This is a genomic window from Tessaracoccus sp. OS52, from assembly GCF_020687685.1.
Lineage (GTDB): Bacteria > Actinomycetota > Actinomycetes > Propionibacteriales > Propionibacteriaceae > Arachnia.
This window is the reverse complement of record NZ_JAJEWM010000003.1, coordinates 164,138-184,084: the sequence shown is the minus strand read 5'-3', so window position 1 is coordinate 184,084 and position 19,947 is coordinate 164,138. Positions and strand designations below refer to the sequence as shown.

Sequence of the window (19,947 nt, the reverse complement as noted above, 5' to 3'; positions counted from 1 at the left end):
CGGGAAAGCACGCTGGTCGAGTAGGCTGCGCTTCACCGTTGGTCGGGTAGCCGGCGAGGGACGCAATGGAGGGGCTGCGCTTCACCGTTGGTCGAGTAGCCGGCGAGGGACGAGTCGGCGTGTCGAGACCACAACCCGCCGCGACCCTCCATGGTCTCGACACGGGCGCTCGCAGAGCTCGCCGGCCCTACTCGACCACCGGAGAAGGAATGAGTACCTCGCTGGTCGAGTAGCCGCGGCGAAGCCCGGCGTGTCGAGACCAAACCCCGCGGCCCTCCCTGGTCTCGACACGGGCGCTCGCAGAGCTCGCCGGCCCTACTCGACCACCGGAGAAAGCGAACCCGCTCGTCCCAGTCGACCAGTACCCCGCTGGTCGAGTAGCCGGCGAGGGACGAGTCGGCGTGTCGAGACCACTCCCGCTCTTCACCGCTGGTCGAGTAGCCGGCGAGGGACGAGTCGGCGTGTCGAGACCACTCCCGCGCCCCGGATTTCTTCCCACGCCGCAGGCTCGGGTAATGTGACCACTTGGCCGACGATCCGTCGGTCACGCCCTCCTGCCGCGGGAACGACCCGTGGCCGTTAGTCCGAAGGAGGTTGGGCTGCGCATGCGCAAGTACGAAGTCATGATTCTCATCGACTCAGACGTGGATGAACGACAGGTTCCCACCATCGTCGACAAGCACCTCGAGACCATCACCAAGGGTGGTGGCACCGTCGACAACATCGACATCTGGGGTCGCCGCCGTCTGGCCTACGACATCAACAAGAAGTCCGAGGCCCTCTACGCGGTGGTCCAGCTGACCGCCGAGCCCGCCGTCGTCAAGGAGATGGACCGTCTCCTGGGCATCGACGAGCAGATCGTGCGGACCAAGGTTCTCCGTCTCGAGGACTGAGTTCTTCCAGAGATCCTCTGTGGATACTGACGCGAGGCCGTCCCCGACGACCATAGTTAGTTGGTAGCCACCCGGTTCCTGTCAGAGGGACCGATTAGGATCAAAGACCAATTACTCGAAGGAAAGAAACATGGCAGGCGAAACCCAGATCACGCTGGTAGGCAATCTCACGGCTGACCCCGAATTGCGCTTCACCCCCAACGGTGCAGCAGTCGCGAACTTCACCGTCGCGTCCACGCCCCGTACCTTCGACCGTCAGACCAATGAATGGAAAGACGGCGATGCCATGTTCATCAACTGCTCGGTCTGGCGCCAGTACGCCGAGAACGTGGCCGAGACCCTCACCAAGGGCTCCCGCGTCATCGTCCAGGGGCGCCTGAAGTCCCGTAGCTACGAAACCCGCGAGGGTGAGAAGCGTACGGTCTTCGAGGTTGATGTCGACGAGGTTGGTCCCTCCCTGCGTTACGCAACCGCCAAGGTCACCCGCACCAGCGGTGGCACCGGCGGCGGCAACTGGCAGGGAAACCAGAACCAGGGCGCCCCCGGCGGCCAGCCCTCACAGGACCCGTGGTCCAGCAGCGGAGCCGCCAGCGGCGGCAACCGTGGCGGAAACGATCCGTGGGCGCAGTCGAACGCCGAAGAACCCCCGTTCTGACCCACAGCTACACTGGCCGGTTCCCCGGCCAGCTGGCACATTCCGTCGAGAGACGGGCTTCCAGGGCCTGACCAGGCCCATCACACAAGGAGTGCACCACAATGGCCGGTCCACAGCGCAAGCCTGTGAACAGCAAGAAGAAGATCATGCCGGTGAAGACGACTCGCGTCGCCAACATCGACTACAAGGACACCAACACGCTGAAGCGGTTCATCTCCGAGCGCGGCAAGATCCGCGCCCGTCGGGTTACCGGTCTGTCCGTCCAGGACCAGCGCAAGGTTGCCATCGCCGTCAAGAACGCCCGCGAGGTGGCTCTGCTGCCCTACGCCTCAACCGCGCGCTGACAAGGAGAATCAACCATGAAGCTCATTCTCACCAGCAACGTTGACAAGCTCGGGATCCCCGGCGACATCGTCGAGGTCAAGGACGGCTACGGCCGTAACTTCCTCCTGCCCCAGTCCAAGGCCATCCGCTGGACCAAGGGCAACGAGAAGCAGATCGAGGGCATCAAGCGCGCTCGTGACGCCCGCGAGATCCGGGGCGTCGAGCACGCCTCCCAGGTCCGCGGCCAGCTCGAGGAACTGCAGATCAAGGTGCCCGCGAAGGTCTCCGACTCCGGACAACTCTTCGGTTCCGTCACCGCCAACGACCTCGTCGTGGCCGTGAAGAAGGCCGGCGGCCCCTCGCTGGACAAGCGCAGCGTCTCTTTCGCCAAGCCGGTGAAGAGCGTTGGCAACCACACCGCCAGCATCAAGCTCCACCAGGCAGTGACCGCGCACGTTCCCTTCGAGGTCGTCGCGGGCTGATCCCTGCAAACCAAGCAGGACCCCGGCCGGAAACGGTCGGGGTCCTCTTGTTTCGCTGGGCTCGGCTGGGTGGATCAGGCGCGGGCATCGAGGAGGTCGAGGAGCGACCGGGGAGCCGTCATGCGGTAGGAGTCGTCGAGCAACTCCGATATCTCGTCCCAGTCGGTGTCCTCGTCCAGGTCGAAGCCGAGCCAGCCGAAGGGCCCGATGTAGCCCGGAACCCAGCACTCCGGGCGCCTGCGTGCGGCCAGCCGCTCATCCTCTGACAGCAGGAGGCACACCGACTGCGGATGTTGGACCCAGGATCCGTCCACCTTGCTGGACATCGCGTAGTAGGCGAAGACCTTCTTCGTGAAGAAGACCGGGCGGCCGTGGGAGACCCGCTCCTCGGCCCCGGGGAAGGAGAGTGCGAGTTCACGGAGCCGGAGGAGGATCGGGTCGTCGTCACTGAACCTGAGTGCATGCGCCATGTTGGAATCCCCCCTATCCATTGCTACTAGGAAACCACGTCCCGGCGCTGGTTCCCAGCCCCGCGCCGCACCGGTCACCGGTAGGGTCGAGACATGAAGATCGTCATCATCGGAGGACATGGGAAGGTGGCCCTGCTGGCCACGCCACTGCTGGTCGCAGTCGGCCACCAGGTCACCTCGGTCATCCGTTCGCAGGACCAGGCCGGTGACGTGGAGCAGGCCGGCGCCACGCCCCTGGTCGCTGACATCCAGCAGCTGGGGCGCGAGCGCATCGGCGAGATCATCCGCGGACACGAGGCCCTGGTCTGGTCCGCCGGTGCGGGCGGCGGGGACCCGAAGCGCACCTTCGCCGTGGACCGCGATGCCGCCATCCGCACCATTGATGCCGCCCAGGCAGAGGGCGTGAACAGGTTCGTCATGATCTCCTACGCGGGAGCCGGCCGCGACGACGTCGCCCCGGACAGCTCGTTCAGGCCCTACGCCGAGTCCAAGGCGGAGGCGGACGCACACCTGCGACAGTCCAACCTCGCCTGGACCATCCTCGGCCCCGGCATGCTGACCCTCGACGAGCCCTCGCTCCACATCGAGTACGGACCGCATGTGACCGGTGGCCCGACGTCACGAGCCAACGTCGCCCAGGTCCTGCTCGCGACGCTGCCCCGAACCGACCACGCCGGGGCCACCATCAACTTCCGCGACGGCAACGTGGCGATCGAGGAGGCCATGGAGATGATCGCGCGTCAGTTGGCGGACAACCCGGTGGCGCCCCTGCGCGAGGGATTCCCGCAGCCGTTCCCGGAGCCCGGCACCCCTGGGGACCTCACGGGTCGTTGACAGGGATCACCTGAACAGTCGTGCGATGGCCGGGTGTGCCTGGACATAGCCGTCCAGCAGTGCCTTGCCCAGCCGCGGCGAGTCCACCAGGGGATGCGTGGAAAACCCCTCCCAGGCCAGGTCGCGATTGCCGCTGGTTGCAGCCTCGGCGATCGCCTGCTCGGAGGCCCGCAGCCGCGCCATCTGCCCCAACATTCCCAACCCGACGGGGGCAACGGCCAAGGGCCGGATGCCGGCGTCATCGACCGTGCAGCCCACCTCCACCACGACGTCGTCTGGCAGTCCCTCCACCACCCGGTCTCCGACGGTGCCGTTGCCGACGTTCAGGATCATCCGCTCCGGCTCGCCGGTGCTGAGCGCGGTCATCAGCCGCATGGCCACCTCCTGGTAGCCGCCGCCGGAGATGTCCTCCTCGCGTCGTTCCTCGTCAGTGCCGCGGGCCTCCGCCATGTAGGTGGCCTCCCGCTCGTGGAGGACGTCGCGCCACAGCGCAAGGGGGGACTGGCAGCCGTCGGCATGGGCGTAGAAGCGATCCTGCTGGCGGTGGAGGAACTGTCCCCGCGTCTGGCCCGCGGCGCGGATGCTGGCGATGGCCTCGTCGGTCTTCCAGTAGTAGTACAGGTACTCGTTCGGCAGGGCTCCGACGGCGCGGACCCAGTCCTTGCCGATCAGCCGGGCCTCCTCGATGTGCTCCAGCCGCTCGTCGGAGGCCAGCACCGCGGGCAGCCGGTCGGTGCCGTCGACGCTCACCGAGCGCAGCCAACCCAGGTGGTTCAGGCCGATGTAGTCGTAGTCGACGCGCTGGTGGTCGTGCTCGAGGGAGACGCCCAGGAGCCGGGACACTCGCCGCACCAGACCGATCGGGGTGTCGCAGATGCCGACCACGCGCTCGCCCAGCGTCTGTCGCATCGTCTGGGTGATGATGCCCGCCGGGTTGGTGAAGTTGATGGTCCAGGCCTCCGGGGCGACGTCGGCGATGGTTCGAGCGATCTCCTGGGTCACGGGGATGGTGCGCAGCGCGTAGGCGAGCCCGCCCGGCCCCACCGTTTCCTGCCCGAGCAGCCCGAGGTCGAGCGCCACCTGCTCGTCCCGCACCCTGCCCTCGGCCCCACCGACGCGGATGGCGGCGAAGACGAAGTCGGCACCCCGCAGGGCGTCCCGCAGGTCGGTGGTGATCCGCACTGCAGGGGCGTGAGGGCGTCCCGCCGCCCGCTCCTCGACAACCCCTGCGATGGCGGCCAGCCGGGTCGCCGAAGTGTCGTGCAGCACGACCTCGTCGATGAGGCTCCCGCTGGCGACGGCTTCGTGGACGAGCGGCACGCGGAAACCGCCACCGCCGAGGATCACAAGCTTCATGACCCGACACTAACGCGCGCACCTCGATGCCTGGTTACTCCGTCGACGCCAATCCCCCCGGTTGGGTGTGGCCGCAGCGACGGTCCTTCGTCCTTCCGGCCACACGCAAGCGGCACGGGGGCTGGGCGGCCCGCAGCAGCAGCCCTTGTCTGGGCGTAAGGTGGCCGTGTCAGCGGTGAGCGCGTCAAGAAGGAGCGACGTGAAGGACCACGAGCACGACGATGACTTCTGCCCGACGTGCTGGGCGTGGGATCCGCTCGCCGACGCGCGAAAGCCCGACGACCCGCCCCTCGATGTCCTGACCACCGGGCCACTGTTCTTCGACCTGATCTTCACAGGTCTGCCGCGGCTGCCCGAACCCGGTGAGGAACTGCACAGCGCCGGCATGGGCTCCTGCCCGGGCGGGATCGCCAACCTCGCGACGGCGGCCGCCCGCCTCGGCCTGCGGACCGGGCTGGTGGCCGGCTTCGGGGACGATGCCTACGGCGAATGGATGTGGGAGACGCTCTCGGGCCAGGAGCGCATCGACCTCTCGGCCTCGCGGCGGTTCGCCGACACCCATTCGGCGCTGACTGTTTCGATGGCCTTTCGGGGCGACCGGGGAATGGTCACCCACTCCCACGCGTTGCCGGAGTCACTGGAGGCAAACCTGCTGGCCGCGCCCCGCGCGCGGGCGGCCGCCGTCGACCTGACGTCCAACACCTCGTGGTGGGAGGAGCTCAGTACCCGGGGCACGCTGATCTTCGCCGACGTCGGCTTCGATGAGACGGGCACCTGGGATCCGGGTGACCTCGACGCCCTGGACCACTGCCATGCGTTCACCCCAAACGCAGGAGAGGCCATGCACTACACCCGGACCTATTCGCCCAGCGACGCCGTGCGGCGCCTGGCCGAACGGGTGCCGGTGGCCGTGGTCACAGACGGCGTCAGCGGATCGTTCGCGATCGACCAGCTGAGCGGGGAGGAGGTCTTCTGTCCGGCGCTCTCGGTGGAGGCGATCGACCCGACCGGCGCCGGAGACGTGTTCGCCGCCTCGTTCATCCTGGGAAGCCTGGCGGAGTGGCCCCTGGAACAGCGGTTGCGGTTCGCCTCTCTGTGCTCTTCGCTGGCGGTGCGCCAGTTCGGTGGTTCGCTGGCGGCGCCGGGCTGGGGCGACATCTCCGACTGGTACCGCAGCCTGGCCAAGCTGGCCGCTGCGGGCGACCTGCGCGCCGGTCACGTGCTGCGTGACTACGGCTTCCTCGGCGACCTCATCCCGCAGCACCAGGTCCAGGGCGTCCGCCGGGCCGAGGGTACGTTCGCGCTCGCCTCCGACGCAGGTCACCACCACTGACTCGCGGGCTCAGTGCGGCGAGAGCCGTCTGGGACCCAGACCCCAGCGCACCACCGCCGTCGAGAAGCGGCCCAGTGGGAGACCGATCAGGACGTCGAACCAGCGGCCTGTCGGGAGCCCGAGCTCTTCCCGTGCCCAGACCGGAAGGGTTGCGATGGCGCCCGCGGCCAGCATCCAGTAGCCCGGCCTCGCCAGCCACGGAACCGGCGGAGTCCTCAGGATGAAGTCGACCGTGTCCTTCGCCGCGGGCGAGGCCCTCAGCTCCGGGCGGAAAGCCTCGATCGCTGCCAGCAACTCAGCCTCCGTGCGGGGCAGATCGACGGCGCCCAGCAACTCACCGACGGGCGCGGCCTGGGCCACGTACTCGTCGCACTCCTGCTGGGTCAGCCGACGGTCCCCGAAACGCTTGAAGCCCTCCAGGAAGCTCTGGGTCTCGGCGACGTGGACCCACGCCAGCAGGTGCGGGTCGGAGGCCCGGTACGGGGTGCCGTCGTCGGTCTTGCCGCGGACGCGCTCGTGGATGTCGCGGATCCTGGCGATCATCTCCTCCGCAGCGGGGATGGGCCCGTAGGTGGTCATCGCGATGAACTCCGAGGTGCGCTGCAGCCTGCCCCACGGGTCCGAACGGTAGCCGGAGTGCCCGGCGACGCCGGCCATGGCCGCGGGGTGCAGGGCCTGGAGCAGCAGGGAGCGGATGCCGCCGGCGTACATCGCACCGTCCCCGTTCACGTGCCAGATGACGTCTCCCTCGCTGTGCCAGCGTTGCCCCTCCGAGCCCCAGATCTTCGCGGCCTTCGCCTCGGCGTCCGGACCGGCGACGCGGCTGCGCAGCACGCGCCCCAGCAGTCTTCGTGACATCTCCAGCGGGTTCCCCATCCTCCAAGCCTAGGCAGGGGTGAAAAGCTGGTGCTCAGAGGCCCAGCACTCCCAGCGCGGCGTTCACGATGGAGCCCCGGTCCAGGTTGTGCTCGCGGTACAGGTCCGCGATGGAGCCGGACTGGCCGAAGGTGTCCACGCCGAGGCACGCCGTCGGCACTCCGAGCGCGGCACCGAGCCAGGCGAGCTGGTGGCTCGAGGCGTCCTGCACCGTCAGCAGCGGTGTCCGCGCCGGGAAGATGCGCAGCGCCCCGGGCAGGTCCGGCACCCGGGCGCTGCGGATCCCGGCGACGGTGCTCTCGCGCCAGGCGCGGTGCAGCCGACCGGGGCTGGGGACGTCGATCACGTCGACGGCGACCCCCTCCTCGGCCAGTTCAGCCCCGGCGGCGAGGACTTCGGGTACGACCACGCCGCAGGTGGCGATCGTGACGTGCGGTGCACCGTCGGAGGGCGCGCCGTCGGCTGGGAACGAAGCCAGCAGATAGGCGCCCTGCAGGACCTGGCGACGTAGCGCCGACGCCCCCGTCCGGGCAAGGGCCTGCTCGAAGGGTCGCTGGTCCAGCGTCCGCGTGGAGAGCCGGAAGTAGGCGGAGGCCGCGTGCTGGTCGTCGCTGGCGGCCACCTCGGCCAGGGCGTCGCACAGGAGCCAGTCGAGCGCCTTGACGTAGGCCGGTTCGTGCAGGGTGACCCCGGGCAGTTCGGTGCCGATGGAGGCGGTGATCGTCGACTGGTGCGCCCCGCCCTCGGGTGCGAGGGTGATGCCGGAGGGGGTGCCGGCGAAGACGAAGCTCGCGCCCGAGTAGAGGCTGTAGATCAGCGCGTCGAGACCGCGGGCCACGAACGGGTCGTACAGGGTGCCGACGGGCAGCAGCCGCTGGTCCGAGAAGTGCTCGGCCAGGCCCAGCTGGCCCAGCAGGAGGAAGAAGTTCATCTCCGAGATCCCCAGCTCGATGTGCTGGCCGGACGGTGTCTCGAGCCAGCGCAGCAGGGGGTCGTCGGACCAGGTGGGCCGCTCGTGCTCGGCGAACACCCCCACCCGGTTGATCCAGCCGGCGAGGTTGGTCGAAGTCGCGACGTCGGGGGAGGTGGTGACCAGGTGGCGGCGCACCTCCTCGTCGCGCGAGAGGTCGACGAGGATGCGGCCGAAGCCCTCCTGGGTGGAGACGGGCTTGCTGACCTTCGGTGAGGTCTGCGCCGGCACGCTCGGGCGACGGCGCTCCGGCCGTGGGGCGCGCCGTAGGTGCTCGGCACGCTGGGCCAGGAGCCGGCCGGCGGGGGAGTTGTCGGGGAAGCGGTCCCATTCCTGTTCGGCGCTGATGCCCAGACTGTCCCGGAAGGCCTCGACCTGTTCAGTGCTCAGCACGGCGGCGTGGTTGCGCGCGTTGCCCTGGATGGGCAGGCCCCAGCCCTTGTGGGTGTAGGCGAAGATCGCGGTGGGGTGGTGGGGATCGGCGTCGGCCTGGGCCAGGGCCTCGAGCACCGAGGCGAGGTCGTGGCCGCCCAGATCGGTGACCAGCGTTGCCACCTCGTCGTCGGAGAGGTCACGAAGGAGTGCGTGGACCCGCTCGGGCGCCCCTTCCAGGAACCGCGCCCGACGCTCCGCCGGGCCGAGTCCGAACAGGGACTGGTAGCGCTCGTTCGGCATCAGGTCGATCCATTCGAGCAGCGCCCCGCCGTCGTTCTCGGCCGCGAAGGTGCGCAGCCTTGTGCCGTACTTGACCTCGATCACCTGCCAGCCGTGGGCGGCGAACGCGGCGTGCCAGGGGCTGATCCGCACGTCGGGGACCACCCGGTCCAGGGACTGGCGGTTGAAGTCGATCAGCCAGGTCACCGAGCCGAGGGCGTTCGAGGCGGGGTCGTGCACCGCTTCCCAAACATTGCCCTCGTCGAGCTCGGCGTCGCCGAGGACCGCGACGAAGCGCGACGGTGGGCGCTCACCGAAGTGGGCGTCGACGTACTCCCGCGTGCTGGCGGCGAACAGGGTCGCGGCCGGGCCGAGGCCGACGGAGCCGGTTGAGAAGTCCACGCGGTCCGGGTCCTTGGTGCGAGACGGGTAGGCCTGCAGCCCGCCGAACTCCCGCAGCATCGTGAGGTACTTGGGGTCCAGCGTGCCCATGAGGTGGTTCAGGGCGTGCAGCACGGGGCTGCCGTGTGGCTTGACCGCGACGAAGTCGTCGGCGTCCAGGTGGTGCAGGTAGAGCGCGGTCATCAGCGTGACCATGGAGGCGCAGGACGCCTGGTGGCCGCCGACTTTCAGCCCGTCGTGGTTCGGCCGGCGGTGGTTGGCCACCTCGATGATGTTGGTGGCGAGCCACAGCACGCGCTGCTGGATCTCGTCCAGCACGCCCAGATCGGCGTCGGTTCCCATGGCGTCATCACCCCTTCGTGGCGCCCTGCGTGAGTCCGGCGACGATCCACCGGCTCGCGAAGGCGAACAGCACCATTGTTGGCAGGATAGTCAGCACCGCGGCGGCGGACATCGGACCCCACTCGATGTTGAAGCTGGAGATGAATCCGTTCAACGCCGTTGGGATGGTCTTGTTCGAGTCCGAGTTGATCAGTGTGACGGCAAGGAACAGCTCGTTCCATGAGTTGACGAAGTTGAAGATGAACGTCGCGATGATGCCTGGGGTCATGACGGGGACCAGCACCCGCCACAGCGCACCGAAGCGCGACGCGCCGTCGACCATCGCCGCTTCCTCGAGACTGTCGGGCACGTTGTCGAAGAAGCCGCGCAACATGATGGCGGAGAACGGGATCGTCATCGCGATGTAGACCAGCACCAGCCCGAACCGGCTGTCGACCAGCCCGAGGTTGGTGAACATCTGGTAGAGCGGGCCGAGGGCGATGAAGGCGGGGATCATCTGCGTCACGAGGAACGCGAGCATGACGGCCCCCTTCCCCTTGAACTGGAACCGGGAAAGCACGTAGGCGCTGAGCAGCGCGATCGTCGTGGCGACGAGGGCCGCCGCCGCCGAGACCACGATGCTGTTGAACATGTACTGGGCGAACTGCGACTTGTCGAAGAGGCTGGCGTAGTTCTCGAACGAGAACTCCCTCGGCCAGTAGCGCACCGGGAACTCGGCGATCTGGCTGGCAGGCTTGAACGACGTGAGGAGGATCCAGTACAGCGGGAAGAGCGTGATGAGCATCCACACCGTCAGTCCCACGGCTCGGAAGATCTTCAGGCCGAGCGGATCACGGTTGATCATGGCTTGCGCTCCCTCGAAAGCAGGGTCAGGTAGAGGCCGGTGAAGACGACCAGCACACCCATCACGATGAAGCCGAGCGCCGACGCAAGGCCGTACTCGCCCTGCTGCGTGAACTGGATCATCCAGGTGGCGGCGATCTGGGTCTGGTTCCCGGGCCCACCCCGGGTCATCGCGAAGATGATGTCCGGGAAGTTGAAGATCCAGATGATGCGTAGCAGGACCGTGAGCATCAAGGTGGTGCGGATGGTGGGGATGGTGACACCGAACAGGGTGCGGAGCCGGCCGGCACCGTCGATTGCGGCAGCCTCATGCAACTCGTCGGGGACGGACTGCAGCGCTGCGAGGATCATCATCGCGAAGAACGTGACGCCGTACCAGACGTTCGCCGTGATGACCGCGAACAGGGCCAGGTCCGGGTCCGCCAGCCACGGGACGGGCGACTCCACGATGCCGGTGCGCATGAGCAGGTCGTTGATCACCCCGAACTCGGCGTTGAACATCCAGCGGAACAGGATGCCGATGAGGAAGCCGGAGACGGCCCAGGGGTAGAACACCACGGCCTGGTAGAGCCCGCGCAGGCGGAACTTGCGGCGGAGACCGAGGGCGATGAGGAAGCCGATCACGAACTGAGGAACCAGGGATCCGACCACCCAGACCAGGGAGTTCAACATGGTCTTGGCGAAGACCGGATCCGAAACAAGGGTCTGGAAGTTGGCCAGACCAATCCACGGCGTGTTCGTCAGGTCCCACAGCGACCACTGCCGGAACGCCATCTGCGCACCCACCAGCATCGGCCAGTAGGTGAAGACGATCACGAAGATGAACGCCGGTGCCAGGAAGGAAAGCAGCATCAGCACGAAGCGCCGGTTGAACTGGCGCCGCCCGGCGGGGCGGGTGCGACGGGCACCCGCCCCCTCGGCGACCTCGACGGTCGAGGACATTCAGCTCAGCCTTCCCACTTCTCGGTCCAGTACTCGTCCCAGCCCGACAGCAGATCGGCGGTGCTCATCTTTCCAAGGAGCACCTGCTGGAGGTCGGCCTCGGAGCGTTGCATCCACTCGGTCCACCACGCCGAGTCGCGGGGCTCGACGACCGAGACCCAGGTCTCGGGCGAGGAGGTCATCTCCACGTAGGCGGCCCAGGGGCCCGTCTTGAAGAACTCGTCCTCGCCGGCGGCCTCGAGGATCGGCACCAGCGAGTTCTCCTTGGCGAACTGGGTCGACGGCTCGCCGGAGAGCCACTGCACCAGCTTCACGGCCTCCTCCTTGTGCTCGGATGCCTCCGTGACGCCCCAGCCTGCCGTGGCCATCGGCCATGCGGCCTTGCCGGTAGGTCCGACGGGGTTCGGAGCGACGCTCCACTGGTCCTCGGTCAGCGAGGAGTCGTTGACGACGGCGATGACCTCCGGGTCCTGCAGCAGGAACGCGGTGGAACCGTTCGTGAAGGCCTGCACCATCTCGGGATACCCCCACGCCACCGACGACTCGGGGGAGCCGGTCTCGAACAGCTCGATGTACTTGTCGAGCGCTTCCTGAGACTCGGGCGTGGAGAAGATGGTCTCCCCGCTGGTCACCTTGTAGGCGTTCTCGACGTCGAGGTTGTCGGCGTTGTACGCCTCCAGGATGCTCATCAGCTGGCCCGCCGAGTTGGAGCCGCCGCGGAAGGCGTAGCCGTAGCGGTTCTGCGTCGGGTCCTGGATGGCAGCTGACTGCTCGATCAGCTCCTCCCAAGTGGCCGGTGCGCCGTCGAATCCGGCTTCGGAGACCAGATCGGTGCGGTAGAACAGGCTGAGGCCGTAGAAGCCGTAGGGGACGAACCAAGAGTTGCCGTCCGCGTTGGTGGCGACGGAGCGGGCCTGGTCTGTCAGCTGGTCCATTCCGTCCCAGCCCTCGAGATCACCGGACATGTCGTAGAGCCAGCCGTTGTTGCTGAAGGGGCCGACGGTGAGGTCCCGCACCTCCAGGACGTCGACACCTGAGCCGGACTGGAGCATCTGCTGGATCTTCTGGTCGGCCTGGTCCGTGGGCGGGGAGACCAGTTCGACCTTGATCCCGGGGTTCTCGGACTCGAACTCGTCGAGCATGCCGTTGAGCAGTTCGGTACGGGCGGGGTTGGTCAGGGACTCGACCATTTGCAGGGTGACCTCGCCACCCTGCTGCTCGCCGTTGTCGCCGTTGCTCCCCGGGTCGTCCGTTCCGCAAGCGGTCAGGGCGAGTGTGAGCGCAGACACCGCCGCGACGGCGGTCGTCATCTTGTTGCGCATCGATCCTCCTTGATGATGGTTGGTTGTCATGAAACTGAGGTCCCCCTGACCTTTTCGAGTGACCAGCGGTGAAGCAGGGGTAGTCCCACCGAGGCCAGGTACTGGTAGTCGTGGATCGAGTTGTAGGCGTGCGCCGACAGGCGCAGGTAGCCGCGGGACTCGAAGTTGGTGAAGGCAGCCGCGATTCCCGTGGCGTCGGTGAACGGGACGCGCAGGCCGTCGGCCTCGGGGTGCGTGTCGCCCAGGTCGCCGGGCAGCCCGAGCAGCCGCATCGGTCCGACGGGCTGGCCGACGTCGGGGGTCACGACGTCGGTGAGGCCATCCAGCGCGGCGGCGACGACGTGGGTGGCCTCGTCGAGCAGTTCGCGGGAGAGCAGGCGCAGATTGGCCCAACCGACGGTGTCCTCGATGTGCTGCCAGGCGAAGGGCGCGGTCAGCCAGGCAGTGATGTCCAGGGTGCCGTTGTGGTCGAAGCGTTCCGGGAAGGCCAGTGTCGCGCCCCAGGAGTCGATGAGCGGGAAGAGGTCCTCGGTGTCGCCGCGCACGACCAGCGCGGCGGCGCCCCGAGGTGAGCACGCGAACTTGTGGAAGTTGCCCACCCAGTAGTCGGCCTCGCGGCAGACCGGGTCCGCGACGACGCCGGGGGCGTGGGCACCGTCGACCAGGGTGAGGGTGCCGTGTTCGCGGGCGATACGGCAGATCTCGTCAACGGGAAAGGCTCGGGCGGTGGCGGAGGTGATCTGGTCGATCACCAGAAGGTGGGGGCGGTGTCGTTCGAGGTCTTCGCTGATGATCCCGACCACCTCGGCGGCGGTGGCCGCCAGGGGGATCCGTGACGTGACAGCGCGGCCGCCGGTGCGACGGGCCAGGCGCTGTGCGCCCATCGTGACGGCACCGTAGCCGTGGTTGGTGACCAGCACGTCCACGGGCCCGCGCTCCATCAGCGACTGGTAGACCACCGATGCCCCGGCCGACGCGTTGAGGACGAACACCATCGTTGCCGGGTCCACCCGCAAGTGGGTGGCCATCTCCAGCCGGGCGGCCGCGATGCGCTCGGGCAGCGAGGCGAACCAGCGCACGGGGTTCCACTCCATGAGGCGACGAAGGCGCGCCTGTTCCTCCTGGACCGCCTCCGGCACTGCGCCGAAGGAACCGTGGTTGAGGTGCTTGGCGCGGGGGTCGAGGGTCCAGCGGGGTGCTGGGTCCGGGCCGCCCGGCCGGGCGCTCCCAGAGGGGTTCTTCGTCATCAATGGCCTCCTTGTCGGACAATCTTCCACGAATCCGGCTGTAATATGTCTCAAGTAACGAAATCGTTGCAAACCTGTCAGACAATCGCCACTTGGGGCATGATCTAGCCATGAGAGCAGAGTCGCTGAGTGCCGTCGAGACCGCCAGGAGCGGGCTGGCCCGGATGATCGCCACCGGCGAGTTGGACGCCGGGGAGTTGCTGCCGTCGGAGGCTGTGCTCTGCGAGCGTTTTGGAGTGTCGCGTAGTTCGCTGCGGGAGGCGCAGAAGATGCTCGCAGTGGCAGGGGTGCTGACGCCGCGTCCCGGAAGCCGTGCGGCCGTCTCCGACATGTCGGCCCGGCAGATCATGAGCGGACTGCAGATGGTGGTGCCGCTACTGCCGCTGGACAGGTTCCTCGAGCTGTTTCCGCTGCGCGAGGTGCTCGAAGGTCACGTCGCGGCCCAGGCAGCAGCGAGGATGTCGCAGGAGGATCGCGAGCGGCTCCGCGAACTCGAGGTGCAGCTGTCCGCTGTCGAACCCTCCGACGAGGCCCAGCGCCTGGATGCCGAGTTCCACCATCTGATCATCCGGGCGGCCGGCGACGAGATGATCGCGGCGCTGCTGGAGACGATTCGCCGTCGTGGGCGCGACTACCGGATCTTTGAGGAGGAGGCACACCGGGAACTCAAGGAGGTCAGTGACCACGCCCACAGCGAGATCACTGCGGCCATCCTCGCACGCGACCCGGAGACGGCCCGGTTCCTGTCCATGCAGCACGTCCGGGTGACCCGCTCCTGGCTGGAGGGGATCCGGCCAGGACCGGTCCTGTTCGAGGGTGAGGTGTCCTCGGCGTCGGAGACCCGCTGAGGAGTGAGTCTCAGAGGAGGTCGGGACGTTCCATCGGGCGCCCATCGCGGTGGGCGGCCAGGAACTCCAGGACGGTCTGGTACCAGACGACGGCGTGCTGCGGAGTCAGGATCCAGTGGTTCTCGTCGGGGAAGTAGAGGAACCGGTGCGGCAGGTCCGCGGGGGAGCCGCCGTGGTTGCCGACCAGGGTCCACCAGAGCGCCAGGCCCTCGCCGATGGGGACCCGGTAGTCCTTGTCGCCGTGGATCACGAGCATCGGCGTGGTGATGTTGTCCGCGTGCAGGTGCGGGGAGTGCTTGGCAGCCATCTCAGGGTTCGCTTCGCGCAGCCAGAACCACGCGACGTCGGTGGTGTGCGCGAACGCGGGTAGGTTCCAGAGCGACGCGTGGCTCACGATGGCCTTGAAGCGGTCGGTCTGGGTGGCGATCCAGTTGGCCATGTAGCCGCCGAAGGAGCCGCCCATCATCACCGAGCTGTCGTCCCGGACATCCGCGCGGGCCTCGACGGCGTCGGTGAGCGCCATGACGTCGGAGTACACGACGTCGCCCCAGCGACCCCAACCGCGCTGGATGAACTCCTGCCCGTAGCCGGTGGACAGCGCCGGGTCGGGCAGCAGCACGGCCTGCCCGCGGGAGGCGAGCAGCCACGGGCACCAGCGCCAGGACCAGTCGTTCCAGGAGTTCCGTGGGCCGCCGTGCACCCACAGCGTCAGGGGCGCGGGCGCCTCCGGGGAGGCGCCTTCTGGCAGCACCAGCCAGCCGGGGATCCGTTGCCCGTCCGCGGCTGTGGTCTCGACGCGCTCTACGCGGCCCGGCAGGGCGGGGTAGTCGACGGGGCCGGCGAGGACGCGCGAGGTGGCGCTGGCGACGTCGATGGCCACCACCTCGCCGGGGTGCGACCAACTTGAGCGGACCGCATACAGCGTGGCGCCGTCGGGGCTGCGGACCACCCACGAGTGGGCGCCGTCCTGCGTGAGTCGTCGGACCCGGCCGGTGCGGACGTCCACCGCGAACACCGGGAGCGCGCCGTCGTCGTCCGCGCGGACGAAGAGCGTCTTCGAATCGGGGCTGAAGGCGATGGGGTGCGCCCACCGGTCCCAGTCGCCGGCCAGCACCCGGCCCTCCCCGTTGTCCAGGTCGATGAGCCAGAGTTTGAGTTCCATGGCCCGCTGCGCCGTCGGCATGCTGGAGCGGATGGCGGCGACGAAGCGCCCGTCGTCGCTGACGACGGGATCGGTGAACTCCGCCTGGTCGTGGGCCGCGATGGTTCGGCGCTCGCAGGAGGTTAGGTCGAACAGCACCAGGCGCACGCTGGTCTCGCCATGGGGTTGCTCGTCGGCCCACTCGACGACGAGGGTGCGGCCGTCGCGCGAGAGCGCGGCGTTCTTGACCGAGTGGCCCACGTCGCCGGTGATGTCCTCCGGGTCGGTGAGGGTGTGGTCGCCGTCGCCGCTCACGACCGCGGACCGCAACCTCGTTGCCTCTGGACCGATGTCGTGGTCCCAGTCCCGCACCGGATAGCCGGAGTGGAGGACGGCCGTGACCTTCTTCTTGCGACGGCGTTCGCGCTTCGCGGCATCGGCCTCGTCGTCGGGCACTCCGACGTGGCTGAGGACGCCGAGGACGACGGTGTCGTCGACGGCGCTCGCCAGGACCTGGCCCCAGCCGCCGTCGCGACTCGCGAGGACGTAGGCCTCGCCTCCGCCTGCGGGCAGGCACCAAAGTGCGGTGGTCGACTCCTTGGGAGCGTCCTCACCGAGCTTGGGCACGTGGCGCTTCGAGGTGAACAACAGTGAGCCGTCGCGGAGGAACGCCGCGGCGGCCTCGCCCTCCACCGAGCGGGTGTACCGGCTTGCGGGGCGCTCGCCCGCCGGGTCGATCCGCCACAGTGCCGAGCGGTAACTCGTGCCCTCCGCATCCAGGGCCTGGACGGAACACAGCAGTGTGCCGCCGTCCGGGCTGAGAATCAGGGCGCCGAGCCGGGGGTGGGCGACGAAGTCGTCCAGGTCGGACCAAGGATCAGGGGACATTCTCCAACCTTGCCATTGATGGGCTGCCGGGAGGGGTGCGGGGCGGGATTCGACGGCGGGCACGCGGCCGCGCTGCGGCCCAGCGGCGCAAGGGCCAATAGGGTGGACTTCGTGGTCGAACCCATCCGGATCCTCGCCGACGGCACGATCAAGCAGGTCAACCCGTTCTCGGGCACGCAGGTCTGGACCGTGCCGGGCCGCGGGAAGCGCCCTCTGGGCGCGCAGGGTGAGGTGCGTCCGATCGACCCGGCCGAGCACGGCAGGTTCTGCGCCTTCTGCGAACAGCGGTACCTGGACACCCCACCGGAGAAGGCGCGGCTGGTGCGCAGCGGCGATCGGTGGGAGCGCCTTGACGGTCTCCCCGCTTCCGCGCTGGACCGGACGACTGCGGAGTTCCGCAGGGTTCCCAACCTGTTCGAGATCCTGTCGCTCGACTACTGGGAGGACAACCACGGCCACCGGATGCCTGCGGAGCGGCGGAGTCGCATGGAGGCCTACCTCGCAGATCCCGAGGGCCGGGCCCATGCCCTCGCGGTTGCGCGGGCCAAGGCGAGGGCGTTCGGTCTCTCCGATGCCGATTGGGAGGGGCTTGCCGAGGCGGACCGCGTGGACATCCTCGACAACTTCTTCGACGGCGGCCACGACGTCATCGTCGCGCGCCGCCATTTCGTCGACGGCGCCACCACGGATGGCGAGCTCGCCTCGTCCGGCACCCTCACGCCCGACGAGCACGCCAAGTTCATGGAGTTCACCATCTGGACGATGGCGGAGCTCTACCGCTTTGACCGCAACGTGACCTACGTCAGCGCGTTCCAGAACTGGCTGGCACCGGCCGGCGCCAGCTTCGATCACCTGCACAAGCAACTGGTGGCCATCGACGAGCGCGGCGTGCGGGCCGAGCAGGAACTGTTGCGGATCCGTCGCCGCCCCAACCTCTACAACGAGCTGGCCGTCGACAAGGCCGCCGAGTACGGGCTGCTGCTCGCGGAGAACGAGCACGCCGTGGCGTTCGCAGGGTTCGGGCACCGCTACCCGACGCTGGAGGTCTTCTCGAAGTCGGTCAACACCGCGCCTTGGGAACACAACGCCCGCGAGGTGCGGGGAGTCTCCGACCTCCTGCACGCCTGCCACGCTGCCACCGGTTCCGGAGTCCCCACCAACGAGGAGTGGTACCACCAACCGCGCGACGTCTACGTCGCGATGCCCTGGCGGGTGCTCCTGAAGTGGCGGGTCTCAACCCTGGCCGGCTTCGAGGGTGGCACCAAGATCAACGTGAACACCATCTCTCCCTTCGACCTGCATGGGCGCGTCCTGGCGCGACTGGAGCAGTTGCGCGCCGACGGTGTGATCGCGCCCATGCGGCTCGGCCGCGAGTGCGACGTCGCCCCCAACCGGCTGCGCTACCTGGGCTGAGAGACCTCTCGGTCCGGCCCGCGGTGGATACGGGTGTCACAGCTTCCGGCGATAATGGGGCCGTGCCACCAGATCAGCCCACCGAGCTCTCCCGCGATGAACTCCAGCGCTACTCGCGGCAGATCATGCTGCCGCAGTTGGGGCTGGAGGGTCAGCGACGGCTGAAGGAGGCCCGCGTCCTGGTGGTCGGGGCCGGCGGGCTCGGATCCCCGGCGCTGCTGTACCTCGCTGCGGCGGGGGTGGGCACGATCGGCATCGTCGATGACGACGTCGTGGACGCGTCCAACCTGCAGCGGCAGGTGATCCACCAGACCTCCGACGTCGGCCGCTCGAAGGTTGCCTCAGCGGCACAGAAGGTCCGCGACCTCAACCCGAACGCCACCGTCATCGAGCAAGACGGCCGCCTCACCAGCGCGAACGCGCTGGAGGTGCTCGGTGGCTACGACCTGGTCCTGGACGGCTCCGACAACTTCCCCACCCGCTACCTGGTGAGCGACGCGGCGGAACTCCTCCGCCAACCGTGCGTCTGGGGTGCCATCTTCCAGTTCTCCGGGCAGGTTGCGGTGTTCCACGGTGGGCACGGGCCCACCTACCGCGATGTCTTCCCGGAGCCACCGGAACCCGGGACCGTGCCGTCGTGCGCGGAGGGTGGCGTCATCGGTGCGTTGCCTGGGCTCATCGGGACGGCGATGGCGAACGAGGCGATCAAGCTCGTCACCGGCATCGGGCGCAGCCTCCTCGGACGGCTCGTTGTGCTCGACGCGCTCGAGTTCACCTGGCGGGAGCTGGAGATCCGTCCCGACCCGTCGCGCGAGCCGGTCCGCGAACTGATCGACTACGACGCCTGGTGCGGAGTCAGCCCGGCCGGCGCGACGCCGTCGCAAACCGACTCAGTGGGCCCCACGGAGCTGGCGGCGCTCCTGGCTGACCGGTCCGCCGGTCGCGCCGACTTCGACCTCATCGACGTTCGGGAGCCGGGGGAGCACGAAATCGTCCACATCGACGGTGCCCGCCTCGTGCCGTTGGGGCGACTGGTCGCCGGCGAGGCCCTGCTCGACCCTGAGCGGGAGGTCGTCGTCCACTGCCGCACCGACGTGCGAGCCAGGCAGGCGAGGGAGTTGTTGCTGGCAGCCGGCCACAGCCACGTCAGGTACCTGCGCGGCGGGGTGCTCGCGTGGGTCTCCGAAGTGGAACCGCACAAACCGTCGTACTGAGCCGTGCCCTGCCATGCCGGGGCACGTCTTCGCGATCGGGGCCCGGGACCGACGATTTGGCCGACAGGCCCGTCTCGGATGCGCCCCTCCCGGCGTAGGCTCGACATCCCAACGTAGTGAGGAGACTCTGATGGCTCACGGCGACATCACCCACACCGAGATCCCGGTCACCGACATGGCGCGAGCGAAGTCGTTCTACTCGGACTTGTTTGGCTGGAAGATCGAGGACTACCCCGGCTACGACAACTACCCGATGTGGCGGAACCCGAACGAGGTCAGCGGGGGCGCGCTGACACCGCGCGAGGATGGGTTCACCCAGCCCCGGGTGGTCGTCGAGGTGGACTCCATCGAGAACAGCCTGGCTCGGGCGGAGGCAGCTGGAGGCAAGGTGGTCCTGGCGAAGACGCCGATCGACGAGACCAGCTGGTGGGCGATCATGGAGGATCCCGACGGCAACCAGCTCGGCCTGTTCGAGGGGCAGACCGGCGGGAGCTGACG

At 68.4% G+C, this 19,947-nt stretch carries 19 protein-coding genes; 10 read left to right on the top strand and 9 right to left on the bottom strand.

Going from position 1 to position 19,947, the window contains the following annotated elements:
* The first annotated feature begins 605 nt into the window (after nucleotides 1-605).
* The 4 genes from rpsF (at nucleotide 606) to rplI (ending at nucleotide 2,354) form a co-directional block, all read left to right on the top strand.
* A complete protein-coding gene (gene rpsF / locus LKO27_RS11990) occupies nucleotides 606-893 on the top strand; it encodes a 30S ribosomal protein S6 (RefSeq protein WP_227737744.1) in 288 nt (95 codons plus the stop codon).
* Between the two features lie 130 nt (nucleotides 894-1,023).
* Complete coding sequence (locus LKO27_RS11985) at nucleotides 1,024-1,548, top strand: single-stranded DNA-binding protein (protein WP_227737743.1); 525 nt, start codon at nucleotides 1,024-1,026, stop codon at nucleotides 1,546-1,548.
* Between the two features lie 101 nt (nucleotides 1,549-1,649).
* On the top strand, nucleotides 1,650-1,892 hold the full coding sequence (rpsR, locus tag LKO27_RS11980; protein ID WP_227737742.1) for a 30S ribosomal protein S18: 243 nt from the start codon (nucleotides 1,650-1,652) through the stop codon (nucleotides 1,890-1,892).
* A 15-nt stretch (nucleotides 1,893-1,907) separates the two neighbouring features.
* Nucleotides 1,908-2,354, top strand: coding sequence for a 50S ribosomal protein L9 (gene rplI / locus LKO27_RS11975; RefSeq protein WP_227737741.1), 447 nt, complete (start codon nucleotides 1,908-1,910; stop codon nucleotides 2,352-2,354).
* A 74-nt stretch (nucleotides 2,355-2,428) separates the two neighbouring features.
* Here rplI and LKO27_RS11970 read toward each other — a convergent pair whose 3' ends face one another.
* The gene (locus LKO27_RS11970; protein WP_227737740.1) at nucleotides 2,429-2,824 is read right to left on the bottom strand and encodes an MmcQ/YjbR family DNA-binding protein; all 396 of its coding nucleotides are present in this window, start codon (nucleotides 2,822-2,824) and stop codon (nucleotides 2,429-2,431) included.
* A gap of 93 nt (nucleotides 2,825-2,917) precedes the next feature.
* Here LKO27_RS11970 and LKO27_RS11965 point away from each other — a divergent pair, with 93 nt between their 5' ends.
* Nucleotides 2,918-3,658 carry an SDR family oxidoreductase gene (locus LKO27_RS11965; RefSeq protein WP_227737739.1) on the top strand — a complete coding sequence of 247 codons (741 nt, stop codon included), beginning with the start codon at nucleotides 2,918-2,920 and terminating at the stop codon, nucleotides 3,656-3,658.
* 6 nt (nucleotides 3,659-3,664) lie between these two features.
* On the opposite strand, the gene LKO27_RS11960 is transcribed toward LKO27_RS11965, so the two are convergent.
* Nucleotides 3,665-5,014: a 6-phospho-beta-glucosidase gene (locus LKO27_RS11960; RefSeq protein WP_227737738.1), complete on the bottom strand. Its 1,350-nt coding sequence runs from the start codon at nucleotides 5,012-5,014 to the stop codon at nucleotides 3,665-3,667.
* Between the two features lie 199 nt (nucleotides 5,015-5,213).
* Here LKO27_RS11960 and LKO27_RS11955 point away from each other — a divergent pair, with 199 nt between their 5' ends.
* Nucleotides 5,214-6,347: a PfkB family carbohydrate kinase gene (locus LKO27_RS11955; protein ID WP_227737737.1), complete on the top strand. Its 1,134-nt coding sequence runs from the start codon at nucleotides 5,214-5,216 to the stop codon at nucleotides 6,345-6,347.
* 9 nt (nucleotides 6,348-6,356) lie between these two features.
* On the opposite strand, the gene LKO27_RS11950 is transcribed toward LKO27_RS11955, so the two are convergent.
* Genes LKO27_RS11950 through LKO27_RS11925 form a run of 6 tightly spaced genes read right to left on the bottom strand, consistent with a single transcriptional unit; the run spans nucleotide 6,357 to nucleotide 13,945 of the window.
* Complete coding sequence (locus LKO27_RS11950; protein WP_227737736.1) at nucleotides 6,357-7,223, bottom strand: oxygenase MpaB family protein; 867 nt, start codon at nucleotides 7,221-7,223, stop codon at nucleotides 6,357-6,359.
* Between the two features lie 34 nt (nucleotides 7,224-7,257).
* Nucleotides 7,258-9,591 (bottom strand): pyruvate dehydrogenase, encoded by a 2,334-nt coding sequence (locus LKO27_RS11945; protein ID WP_227737735.1) that lies wholly within the window; start codon nucleotides 9,589-9,591, stop codon nucleotides 7,258-7,260.
* Between the two features lie 7 nt (nucleotides 9,592-9,598).
* Entirely contained in the window at nucleotides 9,599-10,435 is an 837-nt protein-coding gene (locus LKO27_RS11940) for a carbohydrate ABC transporter permease (RefSeq protein ID WP_227737734.1), read from the bottom strand.
* Nucleotides 10,432-11,376 carry a carbohydrate ABC transporter permease gene (locus tag LKO27_RS11935; RefSeq protein WP_227737733.1) on the bottom strand — a complete coding sequence of 315 codons (945 nt, stop codon included), beginning with the start codon at nucleotides 11,374-11,376 and terminating at the stop codon, nucleotides 10,432-10,434. The genes LKO27_RS11940 and LKO27_RS11935 overlap by 4 nt, the downstream gene beginning before the upstream one ends.
* 5 nt (nucleotides 11,377-11,381) lie before the next feature.
* Nucleotides 11,382-12,698, bottom strand: coding sequence for a sugar ABC transporter substrate-binding protein (locus tag LKO27_RS11930; RefSeq protein ID WP_227737732.1), 1,317 nt, complete (start codon nucleotides 12,696-12,698; stop codon nucleotides 11,382-11,384).
* A 26-nt stretch (nucleotides 12,699-12,724) separates the two neighbouring features.
* Entirely contained in the window at nucleotides 12,725-13,945 is a 1,221-nt protein-coding gene (locus tag LKO27_RS11925; RefSeq protein ID WP_227737731.1) for an aminotransferase class V-fold PLP-dependent enzyme, read from the bottom strand.
* A gap of 110 nt (nucleotides 13,946-14,055) precedes the next feature.
* On the opposite strand from LKO27_RS11925, the gene LKO27_RS11920 reads away from it, so the two are divergent.
* The gene (locus tag LKO27_RS11920; RefSeq protein ID WP_227737730.1) at nucleotides 14,056-14,793 is read left to right on the top strand and encodes a FadR/GntR family transcriptional regulator; all 738 of its coding nucleotides are present in this window, start codon (nucleotides 14,056-14,058) and stop codon (nucleotides 14,791-14,793) included.
* A gap of 10 nt (nucleotides 14,794-14,803) precedes the next feature.
* On the opposite strand, the gene LKO27_RS11915 is transcribed toward LKO27_RS11920, so the two are convergent.
* A complete protein-coding gene (locus LKO27_RS11915) occupies nucleotides 14,804-16,822 on the bottom strand; it encodes a S9 family peptidase (protein WP_227737729.1) in 2,019 nt (672 codons plus the stop codon).
* A gap of 111 nt (nucleotides 16,823-16,933) precedes the next feature.
* On the opposite strand from LKO27_RS11915, the gene LKO27_RS11910 reads away from it, so the two are divergent.
* The 3 genes from LKO27_RS11910 (at nucleotide 16,934) to LKO27_RS11900 (ending at nucleotide 19,945) form a co-directional block, all read left to right on the top strand.
* Complete coding sequence (locus tag LKO27_RS11910) at nucleotides 16,934-18,235, top strand: DUF4921 family protein (protein WP_227737728.1); 1,302 nt, start codon at nucleotides 16,934-16,936, stop codon at nucleotides 18,233-18,235.
* Nucleotides 18,236-18,297: 62 nt separating this feature from the next.
* The gene (gene moeB / locus LKO27_RS11905) at nucleotides 18,298-19,449 is read left to right on the top strand and encodes a molybdopterin-synthase adenylyltransferase MoeB (protein ID WP_227737727.1); all 1,152 of its coding nucleotides are present in this window, start codon (nucleotides 18,298-18,300) and stop codon (nucleotides 19,447-19,449) included.
* Between the two features lie 130 nt (nucleotides 19,450-19,579).
* A complete protein-coding gene (locus tag LKO27_RS11900) occupies nucleotides 19,580-19,945 on the top strand; it encodes a VOC family protein (RefSeq protein WP_227737726.1) in 366 nt (121 codons plus the stop codon).
* Nucleotides 19,946-19,947: the final 2 nt, after the last annotated feature.

Coding starts and splice junctions, on each gene's coding strand:
- LKO27_RS11920 (WP_227737730.1), top strand. CDS start 14,056: ATGAGAGCAGAGTCGCTGAGTGCCGTCGAGACCGCCAGGAGCGGGCTG.
- LKO27_RS11965 (WP_227737739.1), top strand. CDS start 2,918: ATGAAGATCGTCATCATCGGAGGACATGGGAAGGTGGCCCTGCTGGCC.
- rpsF (WP_227737744.1), top strand. CDS start 606: ATGCGCAAGTACGAAGTCATGATTCTCATCGACTCAGACGTGGATGAA.
- LKO27_RS11945 (WP_227737735.1), bottom strand. CDS start 9,591: ATGGGAACCGACGCCGATCTGGGCGTGCTGGACGAGATCCAGCAGCGC.
- LKO27_RS11900 (WP_227737726.1), top strand. CDS start 19,580: ATGGCTCACGGCGACATCACCCACACCGAGATCCCGGTCACCGACATG.
- LKO27_RS11915 (WP_227737729.1), bottom strand. CDS start 16,822: ATGTCCCCTGATCCTTGGTCCGACCTGGACGACTTCGTCGCCCACCCC.
- LKO27_RS11930 (WP_227737732.1), bottom strand. CDS start 12,698: ATGCGCAACAAGATGACGACCGCCGTCGCGGCGGTGTCTGCGCTCACA.
- rplI (WP_227737741.1), top strand. CDS start 1,908: ATGAAGCTCATTCTCACCAGCAACGTTGACAAGCTCGGGATCCCCGGC.
- LKO27_RS11950 (WP_227737736.1), bottom strand. CDS start 7,223: ATGGGGAACCCGCTGGAGATGTCACGAAGACTGCTGGGGCGCGTGCTG.
- LKO27_RS11960 (WP_227737738.1), bottom strand. CDS start 5,014: ATGAAGCTTGTGATCCTCGGCGGTGGCGGTTTCCGCGTGCCGCTCGTC.
- LKO27_RS11940 (WP_227737734.1), bottom strand. CDS start 10,435: ATGATCAACCGTGATCCGCTCGGCCTGAAGATCTTCCGAGCCGTGGGA.
- rpsR (WP_227737742.1), top strand. CDS start 1,650: ATGGCCGGTCCACAGCGCAAGCCTGTGAACAGCAAGAAGAAGATCATG.
- LKO27_RS11925 (WP_227737731.1), bottom strand. CDS start 13,945: ATGACGAAGAACCCCTCTGGGAGCGCCCGGCCGGGCGGCCCGGACCCA.
- LKO27_RS11935 (WP_227737733.1), bottom strand. CDS start 11,376: ATGTCCTCGACCGTCGAGGTCGCCGAGGGGGCGGGTGCCCGTCGCACC.
- LKO27_RS11970 (WP_227737740.1), bottom strand. CDS start 2,824: ATGGCGCATGCACTCAGGTTCAGTGACGACGACCCGATCCTCCTCCGG.
- LKO27_RS11985 (WP_227737743.1), top strand. CDS start 1,024: ATGGCAGGCGAAACCCAGATCACGCTGGTAGGCAATCTCACGGCTGAC.